This window comes from Kitasatospora sp. NPDC057940, from assembly GCF_042887425.1.
Lineage (GTDB): Bacteria > Actinomycetota > Actinomycetes > Streptomycetales > Streptomycetaceae > Kitasatospora.
In genome coordinates this window covers 1861-24292 of the sequence record NZ_JBHVPH010000017.1, presented here as the reverse complement: position 1 = coordinate 24292, position 22432 = coordinate 1861, and the positions used below count along the sequence as shown (strand labels likewise).

The 22432-nt window shown below is 72.4% G+C and carries 22 protein-coding genes and 6 tRNA genes; 10 read left to right on the top strand and 18 right to left on the bottom strand.

The annotated features are described in order from the left end of the window. Positions 1–89 precede the first annotated feature (89 nt). The 6 genes from pdxS to pgsA all read right to left on the bottom strand — a co-directional run bounded on the left by pdxS (position 90) and on the right by pgsA (position 5030). Positions 90–1001, bottom strand: coding sequence for a pyridoxal 5'-phosphate synthase lyase subunit PdxS (pdxS, locus tag ACFVTF_RS24025; protein WP_063346811.1), 912 nt, complete (start codon positions 999–1001; stop codon positions 90–92). Between the two features lie 128 nt (positions 1002–1129). Then, a complete protein-coding gene (locus ACFVTF_RS24020; RefSeq protein ID WP_063350972.1) occupies positions 1130–1630 on the bottom strand; it encodes a hypothetical protein in 501 nt (166 codons plus the stop codon). 74 nt (positions 1631–1704) lie between these two features. Next, on the bottom strand, positions 1705–2070 hold the full coding sequence (locus ACFVTF_RS24015) for a 5-carboxymethyl-2-hydroxymuconate Delta-isomerase (protein ID WP_387816359.1): 366 nt from the start codon (positions 2068–2070) through the stop codon (positions 1705–1707). A gap of 84 nt (positions 2071–2154) precedes the next feature. Further along, a complete protein-coding gene (locus tag ACFVTF_RS24010; protein ID WP_387816357.1) occupies positions 2155–3339 on the bottom strand; it encodes a glycosyltransferase family 4 protein in 1185 nt (394 codons plus the stop codon). Positions 3340–3379: 40 nt separating this feature from the next. Then, a complete protein-coding gene (locus tag ACFVTF_RS24005) occupies positions 3380–4366 on the bottom strand; it encodes a phosphatidylinositol mannoside acyltransferase (RefSeq protein WP_387816355.1) in 987 nt (328 codons plus the stop codon). 16 nt (positions 4367–4382) lie between these two features. Continuing rightward, positions 4383–5030 carry a phosphatidylinositol phosphate synthase gene (gene pgsA, locus ACFVTF_RS24000; protein WP_350877888.1) on the bottom strand — a complete coding sequence of 216 codons (648 nt, stop codon included), beginning with the start codon at positions 5028–5030 and terminating at the stop codon, positions 4383–4385. Positions 5031–5285: 255 nt separating this feature from the next. Here pgsA and ACFVTF_RS23995 point away from each other — a divergent pair, with 255 nt between their 5' ends. Then, positions 5286–7334 (top strand): elongation factor G-like protein EF-G2, encoded by a 2049-nt coding sequence (locus ACFVTF_RS23995; RefSeq protein WP_387816353.1) that lies wholly within the window; start codon positions 5286–5288, stop codon positions 7332–7334. Here the strand turns inward: ACFVTF_RS23995 and ACFVTF_RS23990 are convergent. Beyond that, a complete protein-coding gene (locus tag ACFVTF_RS23990; RefSeq protein WP_371516225.1) occupies positions 7322–7747 on the bottom strand; it encodes a thiol-disulfide oxidoreductase DCC family protein in 426 nt (141 codons plus the stop codon). The two genes, ACFVTF_RS23995 and ACFVTF_RS23990, sit on opposite strands and share 13 nt — an antisense overlap. Before the next feature lie 207 nt (positions 7748–7954). Here ACFVTF_RS23990 and ACFVTF_RS23985 point away from each other — a divergent pair, with 207 nt between their 5' ends. Continuing rightward, the gene (locus ACFVTF_RS23985; protein ID WP_371516226.1) at positions 7955–9595 is read left to right on the top strand and encodes a hypothetical protein; all 1641 of its coding nucleotides are present in this window, start codon (positions 7955–7957) and stop codon (positions 9593–9595) included. A gap of 69 nt (positions 9596–9664) precedes the next feature. Here the strand turns inward: ACFVTF_RS23985 and ACFVTF_RS23980 are convergent, their stop codons facing one another. The 4 genes from ACFVTF_RS23980 to ACFVTF_RS23965 form a co-directional block, all read right to left on the bottom strand. After that, on the bottom strand, positions 9665–10225 hold the full coding sequence (locus ACFVTF_RS23980; RefSeq protein ID WP_371516227.1) for an HIT domain-containing protein: 561 nt from the start codon (positions 10223–10225) through the stop codon (positions 9665–9667). A 147-nt stretch (positions 10226–10372) separates the two neighbouring features. Then, the gene (thrS, locus tag ACFVTF_RS23975) at positions 10373–12352 is read right to left on the bottom strand and encodes a threonine--tRNA ligase (RefSeq protein WP_387816350.1); all 1980 of its coding nucleotides are present in this window, start codon (positions 12350–12352) and stop codon (positions 10373–10375) included. Between the two features lie 87 nt (positions 12353–12439). Next, a complete protein-coding gene (locus tag ACFVTF_RS23970) occupies positions 12440–13627 on the bottom strand; it encodes a hypothetical protein (protein ID WP_387816349.1) in 1188 nt (395 codons plus the stop codon). A 43-nt stretch (positions 13628–13670) separates the two neighbouring features. Then, positions 13671–14225 carry a DUF4365 domain-containing protein gene (locus ACFVTF_RS23965; protein WP_363583046.1) on the bottom strand — a complete coding sequence of 185 codons (555 nt, stop codon included), beginning with the start codon at positions 14223–14225 and terminating at the stop codon, positions 13671–13673. Between the two features lie 151 nt (positions 14226–14376). Here ACFVTF_RS23965 and ACFVTF_RS23960 point away from each other — a divergent pair, with 151 nt between their 5' ends. After that, a complete protein-coding gene (locus tag ACFVTF_RS23960; RefSeq protein ID WP_371516230.1) occupies positions 14377–15144 on the top strand; it encodes an exonuclease domain-containing protein in 768 nt (255 codons plus the stop codon). Between the two features lie 78 nt (positions 15145–15222). Here ACFVTF_RS23960 and ACFVTF_RS23955 read toward each other — a convergent pair. The 3 genes from ACFVTF_RS23955 to ACFVTF_RS23945 all read right to left on the bottom strand — a co-directional run bounded on the left by ACFVTF_RS23955 (position 15223) and on the right by ACFVTF_RS23945 (position 16092). Continuing rightward, positions 15223–15294: transfer RNA gene (locus ACFVTF_RS23955), tRNA-Val, on the bottom strand. Between the two features lie 210 nt (positions 15295–15504). Next, positions 15505–15576, bottom strand: a tRNA-Val gene (locus ACFVTF_RS23950). Between the two features lie 78 nt (positions 15577–15654). Continuing rightward, positions 15655–16092 (bottom strand): TIGR02611 family protein, encoded by a 438-nt coding sequence (locus ACFVTF_RS23945; protein ID WP_387816346.1) that lies wholly within the window; start codon positions 16090–16092, stop codon positions 15655–15657. 195 nt (positions 16093–16287) lie between these two features. Between ACFVTF_RS23945 and ACFVTF_RS23940 the strand changes: the two genes are divergently transcribed. Both ACFVTF_RS23940 and ACFVTF_RS23935 read left to right on the top strand, forming a co-directional pair. Continuing rightward, entirely contained in the window at positions 16288–16701 is a 414-nt protein-coding gene (locus ACFVTF_RS23940; RefSeq protein WP_030056266.1) for an SsgA family sporulation/cell division regulator, read from the top strand. Positions 16702–17074: 373 nt separating this feature from the next. Beyond that, entirely contained in the window at positions 17075–17644 is a 570-nt protein-coding gene (locus ACFVTF_RS23935; protein ID WP_387816344.1) for a CGNR zinc finger domain-containing protein, read from the top strand. Positions 17645–17699: 55 nt separating this feature from the next. Here the strand turns inward: ACFVTF_RS23935 and ACFVTF_RS23930 are convergent, their stop codons facing one another. Next, entirely contained in the window at positions 17700–18149 is a 450-nt protein-coding gene (locus tag ACFVTF_RS23930) for a hypothetical protein (protein WP_371516233.1), read from the bottom strand. 110 nt (positions 18150–18259) lie between these two features. On the opposite strand from ACFVTF_RS23930, the gene ACFVTF_RS23925 reads away from it, so the two are divergent. Then, positions 18260–18760: a DsbA family protein gene (locus ACFVTF_RS23925; RefSeq protein WP_387816342.1), complete on the top strand. Its 501-nt coding sequence runs from the start codon at positions 18260–18262 to the stop codon at positions 18758–18760. 12 nt (positions 18761–18772) lie between these two features. Here the strand turns inward: ACFVTF_RS23925 and ACFVTF_RS23920 are convergent, their stop codons facing one another. The 3 genes from ACFVTF_RS23920 to ACFVTF_RS23910 are packed head-to-tail and all read right to left on the bottom strand — an operon-like array spanning position 18773 to position 21601. Then, on the bottom strand, positions 18773–19615 hold the full coding sequence (locus ACFVTF_RS23920) for a GNAT family N-acetyltransferase (RefSeq protein WP_387816340.1): 843 nt from the start codon (positions 19613–19615) through the stop codon (positions 18773–18775). A gap of 55 nt (positions 19616–19670) precedes the next feature. After that, the gene (locus ACFVTF_RS23915; protein WP_371516236.1) at positions 19671–20501 is read right to left on the bottom strand and encodes an aminotransferase class IV; all 831 of its coding nucleotides are present in this window, start codon (positions 20499–20501) and stop codon (positions 19671–19673) included. Between the two features lie 38 nt (positions 20502–20539). Beyond that, positions 20540–21601, bottom strand: a complete 1062-nt coding sequence (locus ACFVTF_RS23910; RefSeq protein WP_387816338.1) for a chorismate-binding protein — start codon at positions 21599–21601, stop codon at positions 20540–20542. 321 nt (positions 21602–21922) lie between these two features. Here ACFVTF_RS23910 and ACFVTF_RS23905 point away from each other — a divergent pair. The 4 genes from ACFVTF_RS23905 to ACFVTF_RS23890 all read left to right on the top strand — a co-directional run bounded on the left by ACFVTF_RS23905 (position 21923) and on the right by ACFVTF_RS23890 (position 22329). Continuing rightward, positions 21923–21995, top strand: a tRNA-Gly gene (locus ACFVTF_RS23905). A 40-nt stretch (positions 21996–22035) separates the two neighbouring features. Further along, a tRNA-Cys gene (locus ACFVTF_RS23900) sits at positions 22036–22106 on the top strand. A 38-nt stretch (positions 22107–22144) separates the two neighbouring features. Continuing rightward, positions 22145–22216, top strand: a tRNA-Val gene (locus tag ACFVTF_RS23895). 41 nt (positions 22217–22257) lie between these two features. After that, a tRNA-Val gene (locus ACFVTF_RS23890) sits at positions 22258–22329 on the top strand. Positions 22330–22432 lie beyond the last annotated feature (103 nt).

Below are 22432 nucleotides of genomic sequence, written 5' to 3'. Positions count from 1 at the left end.
GTCTTCAACCTCGTTAGATCGTTCTACGGATGTACGTGACGCGGCCCGCCGCGCGCCGAGGCGCTGCGACGGGCCGGCACAGGGGGCGACTACCAGCCGCGGTTGGCGTAGCGCTCGGTCTCCGGCAGGGTGTCGCAGTTGATGCCGACCATGGCCTCGCCGAGGTTGCGGGAGGCGTCCGCGATGATCTTCGGGTCGTCGAAGAAGGTGGTGGCCTTCACGATGGCGGCGGCGCGCTTGGCCGGGTCGCCCGACTTGAAGATGCCCGAGCCGACGAAGACGCCCTCGGCGCCGAGCTGGCGCATCAGCGCGGCGTCGGCCGGGGTGGCCACGCCACCGGCGGAGAACAGCACGACCGGCAGCTTGCCGAGCTCGGCGACCTCCTTGACGAGCTCGTACGGGGCGCGCAGCTCCTTGGCGGCGGCGTACAGCTCGTTGTTGTCGAAGCCGCGCAGCTTGGCGATCTCGTTCTTGATCTGGCGCAGGTGGCGGACGGCCTCGACGACGTTGCCGGTGCCGGCCTCGCCCTTCGAGCGGATCATGGCCGCGCCCTCGGCGATGCGGCGCAGGGCCTCGCCCAGGTTGGTGGCGCCGCAGACGAAGGGGGTGGTGAAGGCCCACTTGTCGGAGTGGTTGACCTCGTCGGCCGGGGTCAGCACCTCGGACTCGTCGATGTAGTCGACACCGAGCGACTGGAGGACCTGGGCCTCGACGAAGTGACCGATCCGCGACTTGGCCATCACCGGGATGGAGACCGCCTCGATGATCTCCTCGATCATGTTCGGGTCGGACATCCGGGCCACGCCGCCGTCCTTGCGGATGTCGGCCGGAACCCGCTCCAGCGCCATGACGGCCACCGCGCCGGCGTCTTCAGCGATCTTGGCCTGCTCGGCGTTGACCACGTCCATGATCACACCGCCCTTGAGCTGCTCGGCCATGCCGCGCTTCACCCGGGCGGTACCGATCTGCGGCTGGTCTGCGGTGGTGGGGGTGGTGGACACGTGAGACCTCACTCGAAGATGAACCAGTGCTATCGCCCTATGGTAGGCGGAACGGGTGACGCAACCATGCGCCACCAAGTCCAGCCCGGACGACGGGATGCGACAAACGGGCCGTATCCGAGCACAGCCTAGGCGGGTGCCCCTTCGGGCGTGAGCGCGGGCGGCGGGGCATCGTCCATCTCGAACGCCAGCGGGAACGGAGCCTTCCCCGCCAGCCGGAAGTACCGCACCAGACGGTGCTCGCGCACCGCCCGCGCCGCCCGCACCGCGTCGTTGTGGAACCGGCGCGCCATCGGCGCCCGGCGCACCGCCGCCGTCAGGTCGCGCACCGCGTCCTCGCCGCCCGGCTCCGCCACCAGTGCCGCCACCTGCTCCGGCTCGGCGAACACCGCCCGCAGCGCCAGGCTCAGCTGGCTCTCCGCCACCTCACGCTGGTCGTCCTCGGCCTGCCGGGCCGCGTGCGCCGCGTCCAGCAGCAGCAGCGAGGCCGCCGGGTCCAGCAGCGAGGACGTGGCCAGCTCCATCGCCACCGAGGCCCGACGGACCAGCTGCGCGTCCAACGCGGCCCGCGCGGCGTCGATCCTGGCGTGCAGCCGGTCCAACCGACCAGCCGTCCAACTCAGGTACATGCCGAAGAGCACCACGGCCACGCCGGCCCAGATCCAGGTAGTCACGGGGCGCAACGCTACCGGGTGTCACCGGCTCAGCCCTCCGCGCTCGCGCTCCGGTAGGACCCGCGGTCGACGTCGGAGACGTTCACCGCCGTGTACAGCCGGGTGCCCGGCGTCGGCGCGACGTGCTCCGCCAGCAGCGCCAGCACGCCCTCGCTGAGCGCCGCCTTCGCCTCCGGCGTACGGCCCGGGAAGATCTGGAACTCGACGTACACCTGCGCGGCGGCCCCCTCGTCCTCCCCCACCACGAAGTCGTCGTTCTGCCGGAACAGCGTCTTGCACGCCTCCGGCTTCGCGTCGATCGTCCCCACCGCGAGCCGGTTGATCGCCAAGCCCAGCGCCCGGCGGTCGAAGGAGCCGGCCAGGCTCGGCGAGTAGTCGACGGAGATCTGCGGCATCGGTGCCCCCATGCGTCGTGCCCGAATACGGTCGACCGACCCTAACGCCGCCGACACCCCGGAAAAGTCCCGGGGCCGCCGGGCTCAGTCCCGGGCCAGCCCGAACCGGCCGCGCCGACCGCTGCGCACGTCCTCCTCGACCACCGCCGCGGCCCCCGCCGCCACCGTCTCGTACACCGCCAGGATGTCCGCGCCGACCGTCGACCAGTCGAACCGCCGCACGTACCGCGAGGCGGCCTTGCTCAGCTCCCCCAGCCGCCCCGGATCGCCCAGCAGCCGCAGCGCCGCACCGGCCAGCGCGTCCGCGTCCTCCACCGGGAACAGCTCGCCCGCCTCCCCGCCGTCCAGCACCTGCTTGAACGCGTCCAGGTCGCTGGCCAGCACCGGGGCACCCGCCGACATCGCCTCGACCAGGATGATCCCGAAGCTCTCGCCACCGGTGTTCGGCGCCACGTACAGGTCCACGCTGCGCAGCAGCCGGGCCTTGTCGCGGTCGCTCACCATGCCGAGGAACTCCACCTGCCGGCGCACCTCCGGCGCCAGGCCGGCGACGGCCTCCTCCTCGTCCCCCTTGCCCGCCACCAGCAGCCGCACGCCCGGCCGCTCGGCCAGGATCCTCGGCAGCGCCGCCAGCAGCGTCGGCAGGCCCTTGCGCGGCTCGTTGATGCGGCCGACGAAGCCGATCGTGCCCGGCTCCCCGGCCGCCGCACCGCCGCACCAGCGCTCGTCCGGCTCGGCGTCCGCGAAGAAGCCGACGTCCACGCCGTTCGGGATCACCACCGCGTCGCCGCCCAGGTGCTCCACCAGCGTCCGCCGGGCGTACTCCGACACCGCGATCCGGGCCCGCATCTTCTCCAGGCCGGGCTGCAGGATCGGCGAGGCCGCGATCATCGCCCGCGAGCGCGGGTTGGAGGTGTGGAACGTCCCCACCATCGGCCCGGACGCCGACCAGGCGGCCAGCATCGACACGCTCGGCGCGGCCGGCTCGTGCACGTGCAGGATGTCGAACCGGCCCTCGTGCAACCACCGCCGCGTCCGCGCCGCCGACAGGACGCCGAAGCTCAGCCGTGCCACCGACCCGTTGTACGGCACCGCCACCGCCCGCCCGGCACCGACCACGTACGGCGGCAGCGCCTCCTCGTCCTCGGCCGGCGACAGCACCGAGACCTCGTGGCCCAGACCGATCAGGTGCTCGGCCAAGTCCCGGATGTGGAACTGCACCCCACCGGGGACGTCCCAGTCGTACGGGCAGACGATGCCGATCTTCACGGGTTCCTCATGCTCCTTCGGGTACTCCTGCTGGCCGGGATCAGGCCCCGGAGGCCTCGGCCGCCGGCTCGCCGGCCGGCTCCGGCGCGGCCGCCCGGGCCGCCTCGGAGTGCGGCGCGGCCGCCTCCTCCACCGTCTCACGGACCGGGAGGTCGGCCAGCCAGAACCGCTGCAGCATGTGCCAGTCCTCGGGGTGCTCGCGGATCGCCTGCTCCCACACCTGCGCCAGCGCCTGCGTCATCACCTGCGTCCGCTCCTTGCGGTCGCCCTCCTGCGGCACCGGCACCTCGGGGTGGATCCGCGCCCGCATCACCGGGCCCTCGTACCAGAGCGTCACCGGCAGCAGCGCCGCCCCGGTGCGCTGGCACAGCGCCGCCGGACCGGCCGGCATCCGGGTCGCTTCCCCGAAGAACGACACCTCCACGCCCGCCTCCGAGAGGTCCCGGTCCCCCACCAGGCAGACCAGCCGGCCCTCGCGCAGCCGTCGCGCCAGCGTGCCGATCACGTTCACCCCGCCCCCGGTCAACGCCAGGACCTCCATGCCCTGGCCCTCCCGGAACTCCACGAACCGGTCGAACAGCCGCTCCGGCTTCAACCGCTCCGCGACCGTGGTGAACGGGAAGCCCAGCTGCGCCACCCAGGTGCCCGCCAGGTCCCAGTTGCCCATGTGCGGCAGCGCGATCACCGCGCCCCGACCGGCCTCGATCGGCGCGCGCAGGTTCTCCACACCGTCCGACCGGACGTCCCGGGCCACCCGCTCCCGGCTCCAGACCGGCAGCCGGAACGACTCCATCCAGTACCGCAGGTACGAGCGCATCCCGGCCCGGGACAGCGCCCGCAGGCCCGCCTCGTCCAGTCCCGGACGGACCCGGCGCAGGTTCGCCTCCAACTGGAGCACCCGCTTGCCCCGCCGACGCCAGGCGTAGTCCGCCAGCCGGTCGAACAGGCCCCGCGCCACCCGCTCCGGCAGGTGCTTCAGCACCGCCCAGCCCAGCGCGTACGCCCAGTACACCAGTCGGTCCGTCACCGCAGGACGCCCCCCATCAGCTCCCGGCCGCCGCTCGGTCGGCCTCGAACGCCTCCCGGCGCACGGTCAGCATGCGCTGGAACACCGTCACCAGACTGCCCACCGCCACCAGCCACAGCGCCACCGGCAGCAGCCACTCCACGTACGGCACCCCGAACTTGTGCAGACCCGCGACCCCGGCCGCCACCAGGCTGGCCACCAGCCGCTCGGCCCGCTCCACCAGCCCCGACACGTCGCACGGCAGCCCCTGGCTCTGCGCCCGCGCCTTGGTGTACGACACCACCAGCCCGCTCGCCAGGCAGCAGATCGCCACCGCGCACAACAGGTTGTTGTCACCCTTGCCCGCGTACCACATCGCCAGACCGCCGAAGATCGCCGCATCCGCGACCCGGTCCAGCGTGGAGTCCAGGAACGCCCCCCACCTGGTGCTCCGGCCCAACTGGCGGGCCATGTTCCCGTCCACCAGGTCCGAGAAGATGAACAGCGTGATCGTGATGGTGCCCCAGAAGAACTCCCCGCGGGGGAAGAACACCAGCGCACCGGCCACCGAACCGGCCGTACCGATCAGCGTCACGGCGTCCGGGCTCACGCCCAGCCGGATCAGGAACGCGGCAAACGGGGTCAGAACACGTGTGAAGAAGGCACGCGCGTATTTGTTGAGCATGGCCTTCCCGACCGCTCCGATCTCCCTGGTACCCGCCTGGCGCAACACGCGCGGCAGACGGCCGGACGGATCAGCCCGTCCGGCCCACCCATCGTAGCCAGGCCGGAGGCACGCTCCGTCGCACGCACCGCCCGACGACACCCCGACCACGTCCCACACACGGACGGTCACCGCCCACCCGTACGACACGCGCCTCCGCAGCACCCGCACCTACACTTTCGAAGGACAGCCCCGGCGCGACGGGAGGAGACCCCGATGCCCGACCGCAGCACGGCCCGAGCCGCCCAGGCACCCGCCGTCACCGCCCCCCGGGACCTGCGCAACGTCGTCCTCATCGGCTCCAGCGGTGTGGGCAAGACCACGCTCGCCGAATCCCTCGCCCTCGCCGCCGGCGCCACCGGCCGGGCCGGCCGCGTCACCGACGGCACCACCGTCTCCGACCACGAGGACATCGAGCACCACCAGCAGCGCTCCGTCCAGCTCTCGCTGCTCCCGCTCGAATGGAAGGGCGTCAAGATCAACCTGATCGACCCGCCCGGCCACCCCGACTTCACCGCCGACCTGCACGCCGCCCTGCACGCCGCCGACGCCGCCGTCTTCGTCGTCTCCGCCACCGACCCCGTCACCGCCCCCACCCGCGCACTCTGGCGCGAGTGCGCCGCCGAAGGCATCCCGCGCGCCATCGCCGTCGCCAAACTCGACCTCGCCCGCACCGGCTTCGACGACATCCTCACCGCCTGCCACGACGCCTTCGACCTGGGCCCCGACACCCTCCGCCCGCTCTTCCTGCCCGTCCTCCACGACGGCCGCCCCGACGGCAGCGTCGACCTGCTCACCGGCGACACCTACGGCCGGGCCGCCCCGCTGCCCGACACCGGGCCCGCCCACGACAGCCTCGTCGAGGCCATCTCCGGCCAGGACGACACCCTCATGGAGCGCTACCTCTCCGGCGACACCCTCGACACCGACGCCCTCGAAGCCGGCCTGCGCCGCGAAGTCCTCGGCTGCGCCCTCCACCCCGCCGTCCCCACCAGCGAGAACGGCCTCGGCGCCACCGAACTCCTCGACCTGATCGTCCACACCTTCCCCGACCCCAGCGAACGCACCCGCCCCGCCCCCGACTGCGACCCCGACGCCCCGCTCGCCGCCCAGGTCGTCCGCGTCACCGGCGACACCTACGTCGGCCGGATCAGCCTGCTGCGCCTGTACGCCGGCACCCTGCGCCCCGACACCCGCATCCACCTCGCCGGCCCCGCCCACAGCGCCGACCAGAACGGCGACGAACGCGTCACCGCCCTCAGCAGCCCCTTCGGCAAGCTCCAGCGGCCCGTCCCGCACGCCGTCGCCGGCGACCTCGTCTGCATCGCCAAGCTCACCACCGCCCGCGCCGGCGACACCGTCCACGACCCCGGCCACCCCGTCGACCTCGACGGCTGGACCCTCCCCGAGCCCCTGCTCCCGATCGCCGTCGAAGCCCACAGCAAGGCCGACGACGACAAGCTCTCCCAGGCCCTCACCCGCCTCACCGCCGAGGACCCGGCCCTACGCCTCGAACAGAACCCCGACACCCACCAGCTCGTCCTCTGGTGCACCGGCGAGGCCCACGCCGAGGTCGTCCTCGACCGCCTGCGCACCCGGCACGGCGTCCACGTCGACACCGTCGAACCCCAGGTCGCCCTCCGCGAGACCTTCGGCACCGCCGCCGCCGGCCACGGCCGGCTCGTCAAGCAGTCCGGCGGCCACGGCCAGTACGCCATCTGCGACCTGGAGGTCGAACCCCTCCCGGCCGGCTCCGGCTTCGAGTTCCAGGAGCACGTCGTCGGCGGCGCCGTCCCCAAGCACTTCATCCCGTCCGTCGAGAAGGGCCTGCGCGCCCAGCTCGCCAAGGGCGTCTCCACCGGCCACCCGCTCGTCGACGTCCGGGTCACCCTCACCGACGGCAAGGCCCACTCCGTGGACTCCTCCGACGCGTCCTTCCAGGCCGCCGCCGCCCTCGCCCTGCGCGACGCCGCCGAACACGCCGTCATCCGGCTGCTCGAACCCGTCGCCGCCGTCACCGTCCTGCTGCCCGACGACTACCTCGGCGCCGTCCTCGGCGACCTCTCCGCCCGCCGCGGCCGCGTCCTCGGCACCGAGACCGGCGGCCCGGGCCTGACCCTGCTGCGCGCCGAGGTCCCCGAACTCGAACTCGTCCGCTACCCGGTCGACCTGCGCTCACTCACCCACGGCACCGCCGAGTTCTCCCGCGCCTACCTGCGCCACGAACCCATGCCGACCGCCCTGGCCGGCCGCTACACCGACTGAGCGCCCTGCCGCCGCGGCAGCGAGCACGCCGCCGTACCCCCCGGCATCCGGTGCCGGTTGCGCGCCACCCAGCGGTACGCCAGGCCCGCCACCGGCCGCACCGGCGCCAGCGCCAGCACCGCCCCCAGGTACGCCCACGCGCCGCCCGAACGCATCAGCAGCCGCGCCACCGCCTGCGCGCCCCCGTACACCCGGCCCGCCGGCGTCACCCACAGCACCTCGCGCTCCGCCCGCTCCGCGGTCACCTCGCCCAGCCCGCCCGCGCGCGCGTCCAGCGCCGCCAGGTCCTCGAACTGGAACGGCACCGCCTCCCAGCCCCCCGAGGCCAGCGTCTGCCGCAGATAGCGCTCCGCCCAGCGCACGCAGGACGAACAGAACGAACAGTCCCCGTCGAACACCAGCACCGGATCCATCGCCTGGGCTCCCTTCCTAGCCGTCGCGGCCATCCTGCACCACCCCGACGACCCGGCGCCGCCCGGGTATCGACCAGCCCGAAGCTGGGCATCATGCCTCTCAGGCCCGGGCGCGGCCCGATCGTGACGGCACTTCAGACGATCATGCGCGCGGCGACACCGCGGCACGATAACCTGCCGCTGACAAGGGGAGGAGGGGACGCCACCGTGACCACACTCGACATGACTCCGGGTGCGCAGATACCCCGCACCGACGCCGGGCCGCAAACCGGAGTCACCCCGGCGCTCTCCTCGGTCGCGTACCGCGACGGCAAGATCGAGGACTTCGTCGGCAAGGTCACCGCCGCGACCCACAAGAAGCCCCGGTTCAAGCTCTTCGAGGCGAACCTCGGCGAGGCGTTCAGCGCCGCCGTCATCTCCCGCACCGTCGGCGCCGGACGCAAGCCGCTCGTACCCTCGTTCGGCACCGACACCCGTCAGATCGTCGAACACTGCCTGGCCGCACAGGAGTTGCGGGCCGCGCGGGACCGCAAGCTCACCGTGGTCACCGTGCTCTTCGGCCTGCTCGCCCTGCCCGGCACCCTGATCTGGATCGGTGCGTTCTACCTGCGCATCTACCTCATGAAGGGCAAGGCCCTCCAGGACGAGCTCTACGGCGCCCTCGCGCTCCTCGCCGCAGCCGTGGTCTCCGTCCTGTTCCTCGTCAAGCCCCCCGCCCACGGCCCGCTCGGCATCTACCTGCGCGTCGCCATGATCCCGCCCATCATCGGCGGGATCCTCGCCCGGCGCATCGTGCTGCGCTCCACCAAGGAGCTCCGCGAGCGCTGGCTCGCCCTCGCCGAGGGCAGCTCCGTCGCCGCCACCGTGTCCAAGGCCGTCCCCCGCGACGACCTCGACAAGAAGGCCGTCGACCTGCGCGACAAGCTCGCCCGCATGGAGGGCGAGCAGGAGACCAACGTCCAGCACTACGCCGGCCCCAAGGGCATCCTCGGCGTCGGCAAGCGCTGGGGCGAATGGCGCCTGGTCGACGTGATGCGCCCCGCCGCGGGCCACTCCGACTTCCGCGCCTTCCACCCCTGGGACCTCGTCCGGAAGATCTCCTCGCACCTCAAGGGGCTCGCCGTCAGCGAGGTCGCCAACAGCGGGATGACCAACATCACGGTCAAGCAGTGGGCGGTCCTCGAAATCGGCGAGAACGCCGACGAGATCTCCCGCCCCGGCAACGCCGACATGGACGGCGACCGGATGCGCGACTTCGCCCTCCAGACCATCGCCGACAAGCAGACCTTCGCCGGCGGCGGCCCCCGGCACTACCTCGCCACCCAGTTCATCACCTTCGACGGCAAGCTGATCATCACCTTCACCGTCACCGTCACCCTGCTCGCCAACACCCTCACCGTCACCGTCGCCGGCTACGCGCTCGGCCCGGTCAACGGCGTCTTCTCCGACAAGCCCTCGGCCAGGGAGAAGACCGTCCAGAAGACCGGCAAGTTCTGGGAGGAGCGCACCGTCAAGCTCCCCCTGATCGACAACGACGAGGTGGTCCGCCAGGCCCTGCGCGCGCCGCTCACCCGCCTCCCCGGGCTGCTCTCCTGGCTCGGCGGCGGCCTGGGCCTGCCCGAGCCGTTCGGCTTCCGGCACGCCTGGGCGAGCCCGCCGTGGGGCAGCCGGTTCATGACCGACAACGCGCTCAACGCCTCCGTCCCGGTCCTCGGCGCCGTGCACGCCGCCACCCTGGAGTTCCTGGAGGAGCACGACCTGGACACCGACCGCTTCAAGAACCGCGCCTCGATCATCAAGTCCGAGGCCCAGGGCACCCGCCCGTACAAGGTCGACCAGTTCGAGTGACCCCGGCCCGAACACGCCGGAGGGGCCCGCCACCGACTCAGCGGTGACGGGCCCCTCCGGCGTTCGCGATCAGTCCTGCGGCCAGGCCTCGGCCAGCATCTTCCGGGTGTCCGCCAGCAGTTGCGGCAGCACCTTGGTGTGGCCGACCACCGGCATGAAGTTGGTGTCCCCGCCCCAGCGCGGCACCACGTGCTGGTGCAGGTGCGCCGCGATCCCGGCACCGGCCGCCGCGCCCTGGTTCATCCCGATGTTGAACCCGTGCGCCCCCGAGGCCGCCCGCAGCGCGGTCATCGCCCGCTTGGTGAAGTCGGCCAGCTCGGCCGTCTCCGCCTCGTCCAGGTCGGTGTAGTCCGCCACGTGCCGATACGGGACCACCATCAAGTGGCCGCCGTTGTACGGGTACAGGTTCAGCACCGCGAACACGGCGGCGCCCCGGGCGATGACCAGCCCGTCCTCGTCGCTCAGCGCGGGGATCGAGCAGAACGGACAACCGTCGTCCGGAGCCGGACCGGTGGGCTTGTTCTCACCCTGGATGTAGGCCATCCGATGGGGGGTCCACAGGCGGCGGAAGCCGTCCGGCTCCCCGACGCCCCGCTGCAGTTCCGGCTCAGTCGTCATGCTGATCAGCATATTCGCCCAACGCTGCTTGCAAAGCCGCGCGGGGCGGACTCATCGAGAGCCCGCCCCGCGCACCCCCGCCAGGGCGGGGCCAACGACCTCTGTCCGCGCTCGATGATCTCGTGCATCGGACCACCCCCGCTTAAGCGGGGAACGGCGTCACACCTGGATGCGGTTCTTCACCGCTTCCACGATTTCGGCGACGGCATCCGCCACCGGCACGCCGTTCTTCTGCTCGCCGTTGCGGTAGCGGAAGGACACCGCGCCCGCCTCGACGTCGTCGTTGCCCGCGATCAGCATGTACGGAACCTTGCTCTTCTGAGCGTTCCTGATCTTCTTCTGCATGCGGTCGTCCGAGGTGTCCACCTCGACCCGGATCCCGTGCTTCTTCAGCTCGGCCGCGACCTCCAGCAGGTACGGCACGTGCTCGTCGGTGATCGGGATGCCGGTCACGGTGACCGGGGCCAGCCACGGCGGCATGGCGCCGGCGTAGTGCTCCAGCAGCACCGCGAAGAACCGCTCGATGCTGCCGAACAGCGCACGGTGGATCATGACCGGTCGCTGACGCGAGCCGTCCGCCGCCGTGTACTCGAGATCGAAACGCTCGGGGAGGTTGAAGTCGAGCTGGATCGTCGACATCTGCCAGGTCCGGCCGATCGCGTCGCGCGCCTGGACCGAGATCTTCGGGCCGTAGAAGGCCGCGCCGCCCGGGTCCGGCACCAGCGGCAGCCCCTGCTTCTCGGCCACGCTGGCGAGGACGGCGGTGGCCTCCTCCCAGGTCTCGTCCGAGCCGACGTACTTGACCGGGTCCTTGGTCGACAGCTCCAGGTAGAAGTCGGTCAGACCGTAGTCGCGGAGCAGGTTGAGCACGAAGGTCAGCGTCGAGTCGAGCTCCTCCGCCATCTGCTCGCGGGTGCAGTAGATGTGCGCGTCGTCCTGCGTGAAGCCGCGGGCACGGGTCAGGCCGTGCACGACGCCGGACTTCTCGTAGCGGTACACCGTCCCGAACTCGAAGAGGCGCAGCGGCAGTTCACGGTACGAGCGGCCGCGCGCGTCGAAGATCAGGTTGTGCATCGGGCAGTTCATCGGCTTGAGGTAGTAGTCCACGCCCTCGTCGAGCTGCATGGGCGGGTACATACCGTCCGCGTACCAGTCGAGGTGGCCGCTCTTCTCGAAGAGCTTCCCCTTGGTGGCGTGCGGGGTGTAGACGAACTCGTAGCCCTCTTCCTCGTGCCGCTTGCGCGAGTAGTCCTCCATCGCCCGGCGGATGATGCCGCCCTTGGGGTGGAAGACGGCGAGGCCGGAACCGATCTCCTCGGGGATGGAGAAGAGGTCGAGCTCGTTGCCGAGCTTGCGGTGGTCGCGCTTCTCGGCCTCGATCAGGAAGTCGAGGTGGGCCTTGAGCTCGTCCTTGGTCGGCCAGGCGGTGCCGTAGATGCGCTGCAGCATCGGGTTACGCTCGCTGCCGCGCCAGTAGGCGGCCGCGTTGCGCATCAGCTTGAACGCCGGGATGTACCGGGTGCTGGGCAGGTGCGGGCCGCGGCAGAGGTCGCCCCAGCACTGCTCGCCGGTCTTGGCGTCCAGGTTGTCGTAGATGGTGAGCTCGCCGGCGCCGACCTCGACGTCGGCGCCCTCGCCGGCGGTGGCGGCGGAGCCCTTGAGGCCGATCAGCTCCAGCTTGTACGGCTCGGCGGCCAGCTCCTCGCGGGCGGACTCGTCGGTGACCACGCGGCGGGAGAACTTCTGCCCGCGCTTGATGATCTCCTGCATCCGCTTCTCGATGGCCTTGAGGTCATCAGGGTGGAAGGGCTTCTCGACGTCGAAGTCGTAGTAGAAGCCGTCCTTGACCGGCGGGCCGATGCCGAGCTTGGCCTCGGGGTAGAGCTGCTGCACCGCCTGCGCCATGACGTGCGCGGTGGAGTGGCGCAGGATGTCCAGGCCGTCCTTGCTGCCGATCGCGACCGGCTCGACCTCGTCGCCGTCCTGGACGGCGTACGCGAGGTCCTTGAGCTGGCCGCCGACGCGGGCGGCGATGATCGAGCGGTCGTCGGCGAAGAGCTCGGCGGCCGTAGTGCCCGTGGTCACCACGCGCTCTTCCCGATCGGGTTCGCGGTTGATGATTACCCGGACGTCCGTCACCGGTCTCTCCTGACGTGCTGGATTCAGAGGACGCAACACTGCGCTGCGCGTGACGATGGTACCGAGCGCGTCGACCCGGCCGCGCACCTACGCCCCCTCCCCCCCTTCCCCGAGGCCTCCGTCGAGCTCTTCGCCGAGTGCCTCGCCGAGGGACTTCAGCAGTCGCTCGCGGTCGGCGTCCTCCCAGCCGCACAGTTCCAGGCCATGCGGCCGGGTGAGCCGGCGGAAGCCGCCGCGGCTCTCCAGCCGGCCGGCGACCCGGACCGGCAGGCCCGCGAGGTGGGCCTCGGCGGCGAGCCGGTAGTCGGGGTCGGGCAGGCAGAGCTTGAGTTCGCGGACTTCGGCGCCGCCGAGGACGCGCAGCCGTACCGCGCCCGGTCCGGCCGGGTCGGCGCGCTTGAGCCGGACGACCACGCCGACGACGGTGACGGCGACGGCGGGCTCGATCCGTTCGAGCAGTTCGGCGGCCTCGGTGAGGGCGGGCAGGTCGCCGGGCGAGAAGTCGAGGACGACCCGGCGGTCCCCGAAGCCGCCCGGGGTCCCGGCGGTGGCGGACCAGGCGACGGTCAGCCGGGCCGCCGTCGCGCCGCGGACCAGGTCCTCCACGGACTGGACGAGTTCCCGGCTGACTCCGGCCTGGACGGCGTTCTCGAAGGCCTCGGGCCCCCCGCTGACCCGGCGGTAGTCGACGGCGTCACGCAGTGCCTCCAGGGCGCGGACCAGGGTGGTGACGGCGGCCCGGCCCTCGGGCGCGGGGGTGTAGGCGGTGAGGGCGGCGCCCTGCTCGACGACCAGGACGCGGTCCAGGAAGTCCCCGGCGTGGGCGTCCAGCCGGGCGCCGAAGTAGGCGGCCGTGGCCCGGCCTGCCTTGGCCCCGGCCGCGAGCATCGCGCGGGCCGCCCGCTGGAGCCGCTCGGCGTCGTCCCAGGTGGCGGCCTCGGCGGGGCCGGCCGGCTCCCGGTGCCAGCGCAGTTCGTCGCCGGGGACGGCGAGTGCGAGCAGGATGGCGCGGGCGGACGGGGTGGAGGAGCGGGACAGCGCGGTGACGGCGTCGGCGAGGAGGTCGACGGCGTCGTCGAAGCCGTCCCCGGCGGGGACGAGGACGCTGGTGCCGGACTCGTCGTCGGGCGGCGTCCAGCGGCCGTAGCGGGCGGCGGGGCCGCCTCGCCGGACCCAGCCGTGCCGGGCGAGCAGGGTGGCGAGCACCGCCGGGTCGACGGCGGCGGGGTCGGGCAGGGCCTGGGCCGGCTCGCCGGGTGCGTGCGGCGGTGTCATGGTGCTGCTCCTCGCTGCCGGGGGCCGGGACCGGGGCGGGCGGTCACGGGCTGCCCCCCGCGCCGACCCGGGCCATGATGTCGCAGAGCGCGCGGTCGTCGAAGACCTTGCCGGTGGGCACCCGCACGTTGGTGCGCCGCTGTCCGGTGACCGGGTGGCCGGCCAGGTTGACCCAGTAACAGCAGTGCCGCAGTTCCAGCGCGTCCGGGCGGGCGTGCAGCCAGCGGTCGACCCGCCGCGGCAGCAGCATCACGACCAGGATGCGCGGCACGGCGACCCTCGCCCGGGCGAGCTTGCGCAGGTGGTCGTTGTCGAGGGTGAAGCTGAAGAACGGCCCGGTCGGATCGGCCGCGATCTGCTGGGTGGCCTTCAGCTGGATCTTGATGGTGACCTCGTCGTCCACCTCGTGCGCCCGGGAGCCGTGGCTGACCTGCCAGTCGATCCCGTTGTCCGGGAACGGCTGGGAGAGCGAGCAGCCGGCCGCGGCGGCGACCGCGTGCAGGTAGCCGACCTGCAGCGTCTCCATGCAGGCGGTGACCGCCAGGTTCCCCCGTAGAACGGCCGCCGCCTCCTCGGGCTGCGGCTGCGTCAGTGCCATCGCCCCGTGGCCTCCCCCTGCTCCGGGCCCGTCCGGATCGGAACGACGGGCCCACGGGCAGGATCCCCGGTCGGGCTTGCGCCAAACGGTTGAACGGGTGTCAGAACCGGGTATCAACCGGGCGCGCGGAACGCTCGCCTGAGGGGCAGTCATGCAGCAGCACTGGTACACCGGCCCACTCGCCTCCTTCGACACCGAGACCACCGGCGTGGACGTCGAGACCGATCGGATCGTCTCGGCCGCCCTGGTCGTCCAACTCGCCCCGGGTCGGCCGGTGCAGACCACCACCTGGCTCGCCGATCCGGGCGTCCCGATCCCGGACGGCGCCCGGGCGGTGCACGGCATCACCGACGAGCACGCCCGGACGCACGGCCGCCCGGTCGGCGCGGTGGTGGCGGAGGTCACCCGCGCGCTGGCAGAGCAGGCCCGGGCCGGGCACCCGGTGGTGGTGATGAACGCGCCGTACGACCTGACGCTGCTGGACCGGGAGTTGCGCCGCCATCACGGGCTGACGCTGACCGGCGGGGTGGACACGGCCGGGCTGGTGGTGCTGGATCCGCGGGTGCTCGACAAGCACGTGGACCGCTACCGCAAGGGCCGCCGGACGCTGACCGACCTGTGCGCGCACTACGGCGTGGAGCTGGCCGGGGCGCACGACGCGGCGGCGGACGCGACGGCGGCGCTGGCGCTGACCCGGCGGATAGGCGCCCGATACCCGGCGGCGCTGGGCGGACTGACGGCGGCGGAGCTGCACCTTCGACAGGCGGTCTGGCACGCGGCGCAGGCGCGGGGGCTGCAGAACTGGTTCGACCGGTCGGGGACGCCGGAGCGGGTGGACCTCTCCTGGCCGCTGCGGCCGGCCCGGTGCGGCTGCGGCCGCCGGCTGGAGCCCGAACACGGCTGCGAGGCGGCGGCGTAGCGGCGGCCGGCAGGTGCCGACCCCGAACGCGCCGCAGGCCCTGACCGGTTTCCTGGTCAGGGCCTGCGTGCTGTCCGGTGGGCGATACTGGGATCGAACCAGTGACCCCTTCGGTGTGAACGAAGTGCTCTCCCGCTGAGCTAATCGCCCGGGCAACGAGAAGAACTGTAGCATCATTTGGCGGTCGTCGTACAACTCGTCCCTTCCGGGTACTGCTGGCGCATCCGCAGAACTCGCGCTCCACGCGGAAGATGACTGCGCCTCAGTCGCATTCCGGACGGGTCTTCGGATGGATTCCGGAAATACACGTGAGGCCCAGCCGATAATCGGCTGGGCCTCACGTATCACAATGCATTCCGGTGGGCGATACTGGGATCGAACCAGTGACCCCTTCGGTGTGAACGAAGTGCTCTCCCGCTGAGCTAATCGCCCGGGTGCAGGGAAAACATTACCGCATCCCGGAGGGTGGTCCGAACACCCTGGTCACGGCGGCCCCCGGCCCCGGGCCGCTCAGCTCTCGCCCGCCGTCCAGGGGACGTCCAGGCCGTAGCGGGCGAAGTACCAGCCGCCGATCCCGACGGCCGCGGCGAGGCCGATGGCGGTGACGGTGAGGTTGCGGCGGCGCACCCGCGGGTCCAGGGCGCGCTGGGCGGCCTCGGCGACCTTGCGGCGGCTCCACCGCAGCACCAGCCGGGCCCAGTCGAACTCGGTGGCCCAGACCCCCATGCCCAGGAAGATCACCACCCAGCCGGGGCCGGGCAGCGGCAGCATGATCACGCCGAGGACGACCACGGCGAGGCCGGCCAGGAAGATCACCACCTGCCAGGCGAGGTGCAGCGGCCGCGAGCGGCGGACGAACGCCGGGGCGCGGGAGCCGGCCGCGTCATCCGCCGTGACCGGTTCACCCGATCCCGTGTTCTTGGCCGTCTTGTCGTTTCGCACAGTCATGCCAGGAAACTAACCAAGAAGCGGCCCGGTAATGCCCGACCGGGCCACTCCGGGATGATTCCGCAATGCGCCGTAAGGGGTACGACTCGCGCCCGAATCGGGACAGAGGGGTTTACATCGGGCTTGGGGGTGGGATGGTCCGTTCGCCGACGTGCGATTCCCCGAGCGCACACTGAGCGAAAGGCCATGGCGCTTATGAACACCACGGTCAGCTGCGAGCTGCACCTGCGCCTCATCGTGTCCAGCGAGTCCTCACTGCCCGTCCCCGCGGGCCTGCGCTACGACACCGCCGACCCCTACGCCGTGCACGCCACGTTCCACACGGGCGCCGACGAGACCGTGGAGTGGGTGTTCGCCCGAGATCTCCTCGCGGAGGGGCTGCACCGACCGACCGGTACCGGCGACGTCCGGGTCTGGCCGTCCCGCAGCCACGGGCAAGGGGTGGTCTGCATCGCGCTGAGCTCTCCGGAAGGAGAAGCCCTGCTGGAAGCCCCGGCCCGGGCGCTTGAGTCATTTCTCAAGCGGACGGACGCCGCGGTGCCACCCGGCACCGAACACCGCCACTTCGACCTCGACCGGGAGCTGTCCCACATCCTCGCCGAAAGCTGATCCCGCCCGGAGGCGGTCACGCCCCGCCATCGGCGGGGTGGTACCTCCTGCCGTCACCGCTGCCGTCCTACTCGGGGGCACGGCAGCACTCAGCCGCGCGCGACGCGGCCTCGGGGCCCGCGACACCGCAGGCGCCCGGCAGCGAGGCCGGCCATCCATACGGGTGGCCGGCCTCGCTGCCGGGCGCCGTTCGGCATTTCGGGGGGTCCTTCGCGGGCCCGGCCGCCCGGACGCCGTCCGGTTCACGGCACTCTGACGGAATCCGTACACGCCTTCGAAAGAACCCGCCGCCCTTCCGCCGCACGGCCCGGTATGGTCTGGGGTAACCGTGGACGCGGGGTTCCGGAGTCCCCCTGCGCGAGGAGTCCCCAACGTGCTGATCACCCATGACACCGAGTGCGCACTGAGCATCCTCGTCGAGCTGCTCAACACCGCGCCCGAGGTGTGCGGCACCGAGCGGCTGCCGGACGTGGCCGCACTGGACGCCTTCGTGGTCGGCCAGGAGATCAGCGAGATCGACTCGCTCACCGAGAACGACCTGCGCAAGGTGCACGAGCTGCGCACCCGGCTGCGCGAGGTGTTCGGGACGGAGTCCACCGCCGAGGCCGCCGAACTGGTCAACCGGATCGTCGCGGCCGCCGGTACGACGCCGCGGCTGACCAACCACGACCACCACGGCTGGCACATCCACTACTTCGCGCCGCACGCCGCGCTCGGCGACCACCTCGCCGCCGAGCTGGGCATGGCGCTGGCCTTCATCCTGATGGCGGGCGAGCGGGAGCGGTTGCGCCGGTGCGAGGCGCCGGACTGTGCCCGGGTCTTCGTCGACCTCTCCCGCAACCGCTCCCGGCGCTACTGCGACAGCCGCACCTGCGGCAACCGGCTGCACGTCGCCGCCTACCGGGCACGGCAGCGCTCGGCGGAGGCCGTGCCCTCCGCCTGACGCCGACCCCCGCGGGGTCCGGATGCCGCGTCCGGATCCCGCGTCCGGATGCCGCTCAGATGCCGCGCTTGCGGAGGATCTCCTCGATGTCGGAGAAGTCGCCGAGGCCGTCGTCCCGCTTGCCCGCCGCCGGCTTCTTCGGCGGGGTGGCCGCCACCGCCGGGCGCTCGGGCGCGGCACCGGCGGCCGCCGGGCGGTCCGGCGCGGCGTCCACGGCGCCCCGGCGGCCCACCCAGCGGGTCGTCACCAGCAGGAGCGCGGAGAGGCCGAGCAGCACGATGCCGGTCCAGACCCGGGGGTCGAACACCAGCCTCGTCGCCCAGTCGGCGAACTCGCCGCCGATCGTCCGGGCCACCGGGAACAGGCCGGTCAGGTAGAGCCCTGCGGGCACCAGGGCCACCGCGAACCAGCGGGTCGCGGACAGGAACCGCCGCCGGTAGGCCCGCAGGCCGGCCACGGCCACACCGCCCGCCGTGAGCGCGAAGCTGATCGCCGCCGTCAGCACGGCAGTACTCCTTCGCTTCCGGTCGTCCTGGTCATCACTGCCTCCCTGTCGGCCTTCGCAGGGGCGCACCGTCGGCCGGAGCGGGCGCCCACTAGTGGAACACTGGGGGAATGATCGATGGTTCCCTCCCCCGGCTCGAGTTCTGGTGCGACCTCCAGTGTCCGGACTGCCGCACCGCGCTGGACGACGTACGGGCGCTGCGCGCGCGGTACGGCGACGCGCTGCCCGTCGAGGTCCGCCACTTCCCGCTGGAGAAGCACAAGCACGCCTACGCGGCCGCGGAGGCCGCCGAGGAGGCGTTCGCACAGGGGCTGGGCTGGCCGTTCGTGGAGGCGCTGCTGGCCCGGGTCGAGGAGTTGGACGCCCGCGGGCAGCAGGTGCTGCTGGAGGTGGCCCGGGCCGTCGGGGTGGACGCCGAGGAGGTCGACACCGCGCTGATCGACGGCCGGCACATGCTCACCGTGGACGCCGACCAGGCCGAGGGCCGGGCGATCGGGGTCACCGGCACGCCGACGTACGTGATCGGCGGGCAGCGGCTGGACGGCGGGCAGAGCCAGGACGGCCTGCGGGACCGCATCGTGGCCGCCATCGAGGCGGCGGCGACTTCCTGACGCCATGTCGGGTCACAGCGGCTTTCCGTAGATGCGGTTGGTGACCCGGTAACCGAGCGAGGCGTAGAGGCGGATCGCGACCTCGTTCCCGGTGAACACGTTGAGGCCGAGGTCGCGCACGCCGGCGGCCAGGCACTCGCGCTCGGCGAGCAGCATCAGCGTGCGGCCGTGTCCCCGGCCGCGGTGGGTCGGGGACACCTCGACGGTCATCACCCAGGCGAGCGGCCCGCCGTTCGGCAGGTCGCGCCGGTGGAAGTCCACCCAGAGCGAGCCGAGCGGCTCGGCTTCGCCGTCCGCGCGCAGGCGGCGCAGGGCGACACCGGGGCTGTCGGCGCCCTGCGGGAGCTGGCGCTGGTGGTCCAGGTGGGACCGGGCGCGGGCCTGCTCCTCGCTGAGTCCGGACTCCACGAGCGAGCGGAGGTAGCCCCGCGCGGCCCGGTCGAGCCAGGCCTGGAAATCCGGGGGCTCGATCCGGTCGGCGGTGGTGCCGGCGGGCAGGGCGGGGGCGGTGGTCAGCCGCTTGGCCAGGTTCCGCATCCGCTCGGTGTAGCCGAGGGTGGTGGCGAGCCCCCGGGCGATCCGCGCCGTCTCGGGGATGTTGGCGTCCACCCGGGTGCAGTCCCAGGTGCGCAGCACCTCCTCCGCGGCCAGCGCGCCGAACGTGCCGCGGCCCCGGCCCCGGCCTTCTCTGACCTCCAACTCCGCTATTTCGCCCCAGAGTTGGCTACCGTGCGGGATGGCGGTGGTGCGCAACGCGCCGACCTGGCGGCCGTTGGCGCAGATCTGCCAGCGCCTGGTGCGGCCGCCGGCGTCGGTGGGTGTCTCCGGGCCCTCGGGGCGCAGCGTCGTGGTCATGTGGTGGTCCCTTCCCCGCGCCCGGGCCCCTATGCCCTGGTTGCCGTTCCGGGGATCACGGGTCGAGGTCGTCGCCGCTGCGTTCGGCGAAGACGGCCATGGCCTTGGCGGTGACGGGACCGATGCCGGGCAGCTCGCGGTCGTCCACCCGGGTCACGGCCTGGACGTCACGGGTGGTGGAGGTGAGGAAGACCTCGTCGGCGTCCTGGAGGGCGCTGAGCGGCAGGTCGGTCTCCTCGGCGCCGCACCAGTCGATGACCAGTTGACGGGTGATGCCGGCCAGGCAGCCGGAGCCGAGGGTGGGGGTGAGCAGGCGGCCGCCGAGGACGACGAAGACGTTGGAGCCGGTGCCCTCGCAGAGCAGGCCGGCGGTGTTGGCGAACAGGGCCTCCGAGGCGCCGGTGCGGTGGGCGGCGGCCAGGGCGACGACGTTCTCGGCGTACGAGGTGGTCTTGAGGCCGGCGACGGCGCTGTGCTCGTTGCGGCGCCACGGGACGACGGCGGCGGCGGTCTCGTCGGGGCGGCGGTTGATCGCGCCGAGGGCGACGACGAGGGTGGGGCCGGCGGTGCCGCGCTCGGAGCCGAGCGGGGAGGTGCCGCCGGTGTAGGTGACGCGCAGGCGACCGAGCGGGGCCGGGTTGGCGGCGAGGACCTGGGCGCAGGCCTCGCGGACCAGGTCGTGGTCCGGGTCGGGCAGGCCGAGGCCGCGGGCGGAGCGGGTGAGCCGGTCGAGGTGCCGGGTGACTGCGAAGGCCCGGCCGTCGGTGGCCTTCATGGTCTCGAACACCCCGTCGCCGGTGGTGAGTCCGTGGTCGAGGACCGAGACGGCGGCGTCGGCGGAGTCGACGAGCGCCCCGTTGACCCAGCTCGTGGTCGGGTTCTGCATCGAGGGCTGCTCCTAGGGCGGGGTGGGGGCGGGGCGGTTCACGCGCCCGTCGGGTCGGTGTCGCTGCCCGACGCTATCGCGACCAGGCGGGCGGCCTTCAGTTCGGTTTCCGCCCACTCGCGGTCGGGGTCGGAGCCCCAGGTGATGCCGGCTCCGGTGCCGAAGCGCAGCACGGGCGCCTCGGGGTCGGTCCGGTCGAGCCAGAAGGTGCGGATGCCGACGGCGAGTTCGCCCTCGCCGCGGTCGGCGTCGACCCAGCCGACGGCACCGCAGTACGGGCCGCGCGGGGCGGTCTCCAGGGCGTCGATGATCCGCAGGGCGCTGGACTTGGGGGCGCCGGTGACGGAGCCGGGCGGGAAGGTGGCGGCGAGCAGCTCGGGCCAGCCGGCGCCCTCGCGCAGGGTGCCCTCGACGGTGGACACCAGGTGGACCAGGCCGGGGTGCTTCTCGACGGCGCACAGGTCGGGGACGGTGACGCTGCCGGTCGCGCAGACCTGCCCGAGGTCGTTGCGGACCAGGTCCACGATCATCACGTTCTCGGCGTGGTCCTTGTCGAGGAGGTCGTCCTCGGTGCGGCCGGTGCCCTTGATCGGGCCGGAGGAGACGGTGCGGCCGGTGCGGCGCAGGTACAGCTCGGGCGAGGCGGTGGCGATCTCGACGCCGTGCCCGGGCAGGCGGATGGTGCCGGCGTAGGGGGCGGGGTTGCCGTGGGCGAGGAGGCCGGTGAGGGCGTCGACGTCGCTGCGGGCCGGGTCGGGCAGCGGTGCGGACAGCACCCGGCAGAGGTTCGCCTGGTAGACCTCGCCGGCGGCTATGTGTTCGCGGATGCGGCGTACGCCCGCGGTGTAGGCGGAGCGGTCCAGGGAGCTGCGCCAGTCGCCGGCCTCCGGTCCGCGCCAGCCGGCGCCCGAGGGCGGCGCGGGGGCGGGGCGGACGTCGTCGAAGCGGGCGCAGGTCAGCCGGCCCTCGAAGTCGTAGGCGACGGCCCAGTAGCCGGTGGAGTCCAGGGCGGCCGGGTCCGAGGTGACGTCACGCAGACCGGTGGCCAGGCGGCCGCCGAAGCGGGCGAGCGGGGTGCTGGGATCGGTGGGGCCGGACACGGTTCTCCTGCGCGGTGGTCCTGGGCGGCGGTGCCTGAAGTGTAGGTCGGGGGTGCGGACCCGGCGCGGGGGTGTCACGCGGGGGCGTGAGCACTGCCCGGCGTCGCGCGGGTGTGCGCCGGGTGGCCTGCGGATGATCGTCCGGAAGCGCCGCAGGTGGCGGCCGGTGGCCGGGCCGAGGGGTCGGCGGGGAGGCGCTCGGCGGGCATCCCATCGGCACGCTGCGGGAACGGATTTTTAGCTGGCCCAGGAATCCGCTAGAGTTCAACACGTCGCCAGGGAGCGCAGCCGAAGAAAAGCGGTGAAGGTCCCGGGAGACAGGCGGACGTGGCTCAGTTGGTAGAGCATCACCTTGCCAAGGTGAGGGTCGCGAGTTCGAATCTCGTCGTCCGCTCGATGAAGAACAGTGTAAGATCGTTCTTCGTGTGTTGCCTGGTGGAGTGGCCGAGAGGCGAGGCAACGGCCTGCAAAGCCGTGTACACGGGTTCAAATCCCGTCTCCACCTCCGAGAGGTTCGACCGGTTCCGGCCGGAAGACCTCCCCGCGCGATTAGCTCAGCGGGAGAGCACTACCTTGACACGGTAGGGGTCACTGGTTCAATCCCAGTATCGCGCACGTCGGATCCTTCGGGGTCTGCTGCAGGAACGCCACACCAGGCGCGATTAGCTCAGCGGGAGAGCACTACCTTGACACGGTAGGGGTCACTGGTTCAATCCCAGTATCGCGCACGTCGGGCCCTTCGGGGTCTGCTGCAGGAACGCCACACCAGGCGCGATTAGCTCAGCGGGAGAGCACTACCTTGACACGGTAGGGGTCACTGGTTCAATCCCA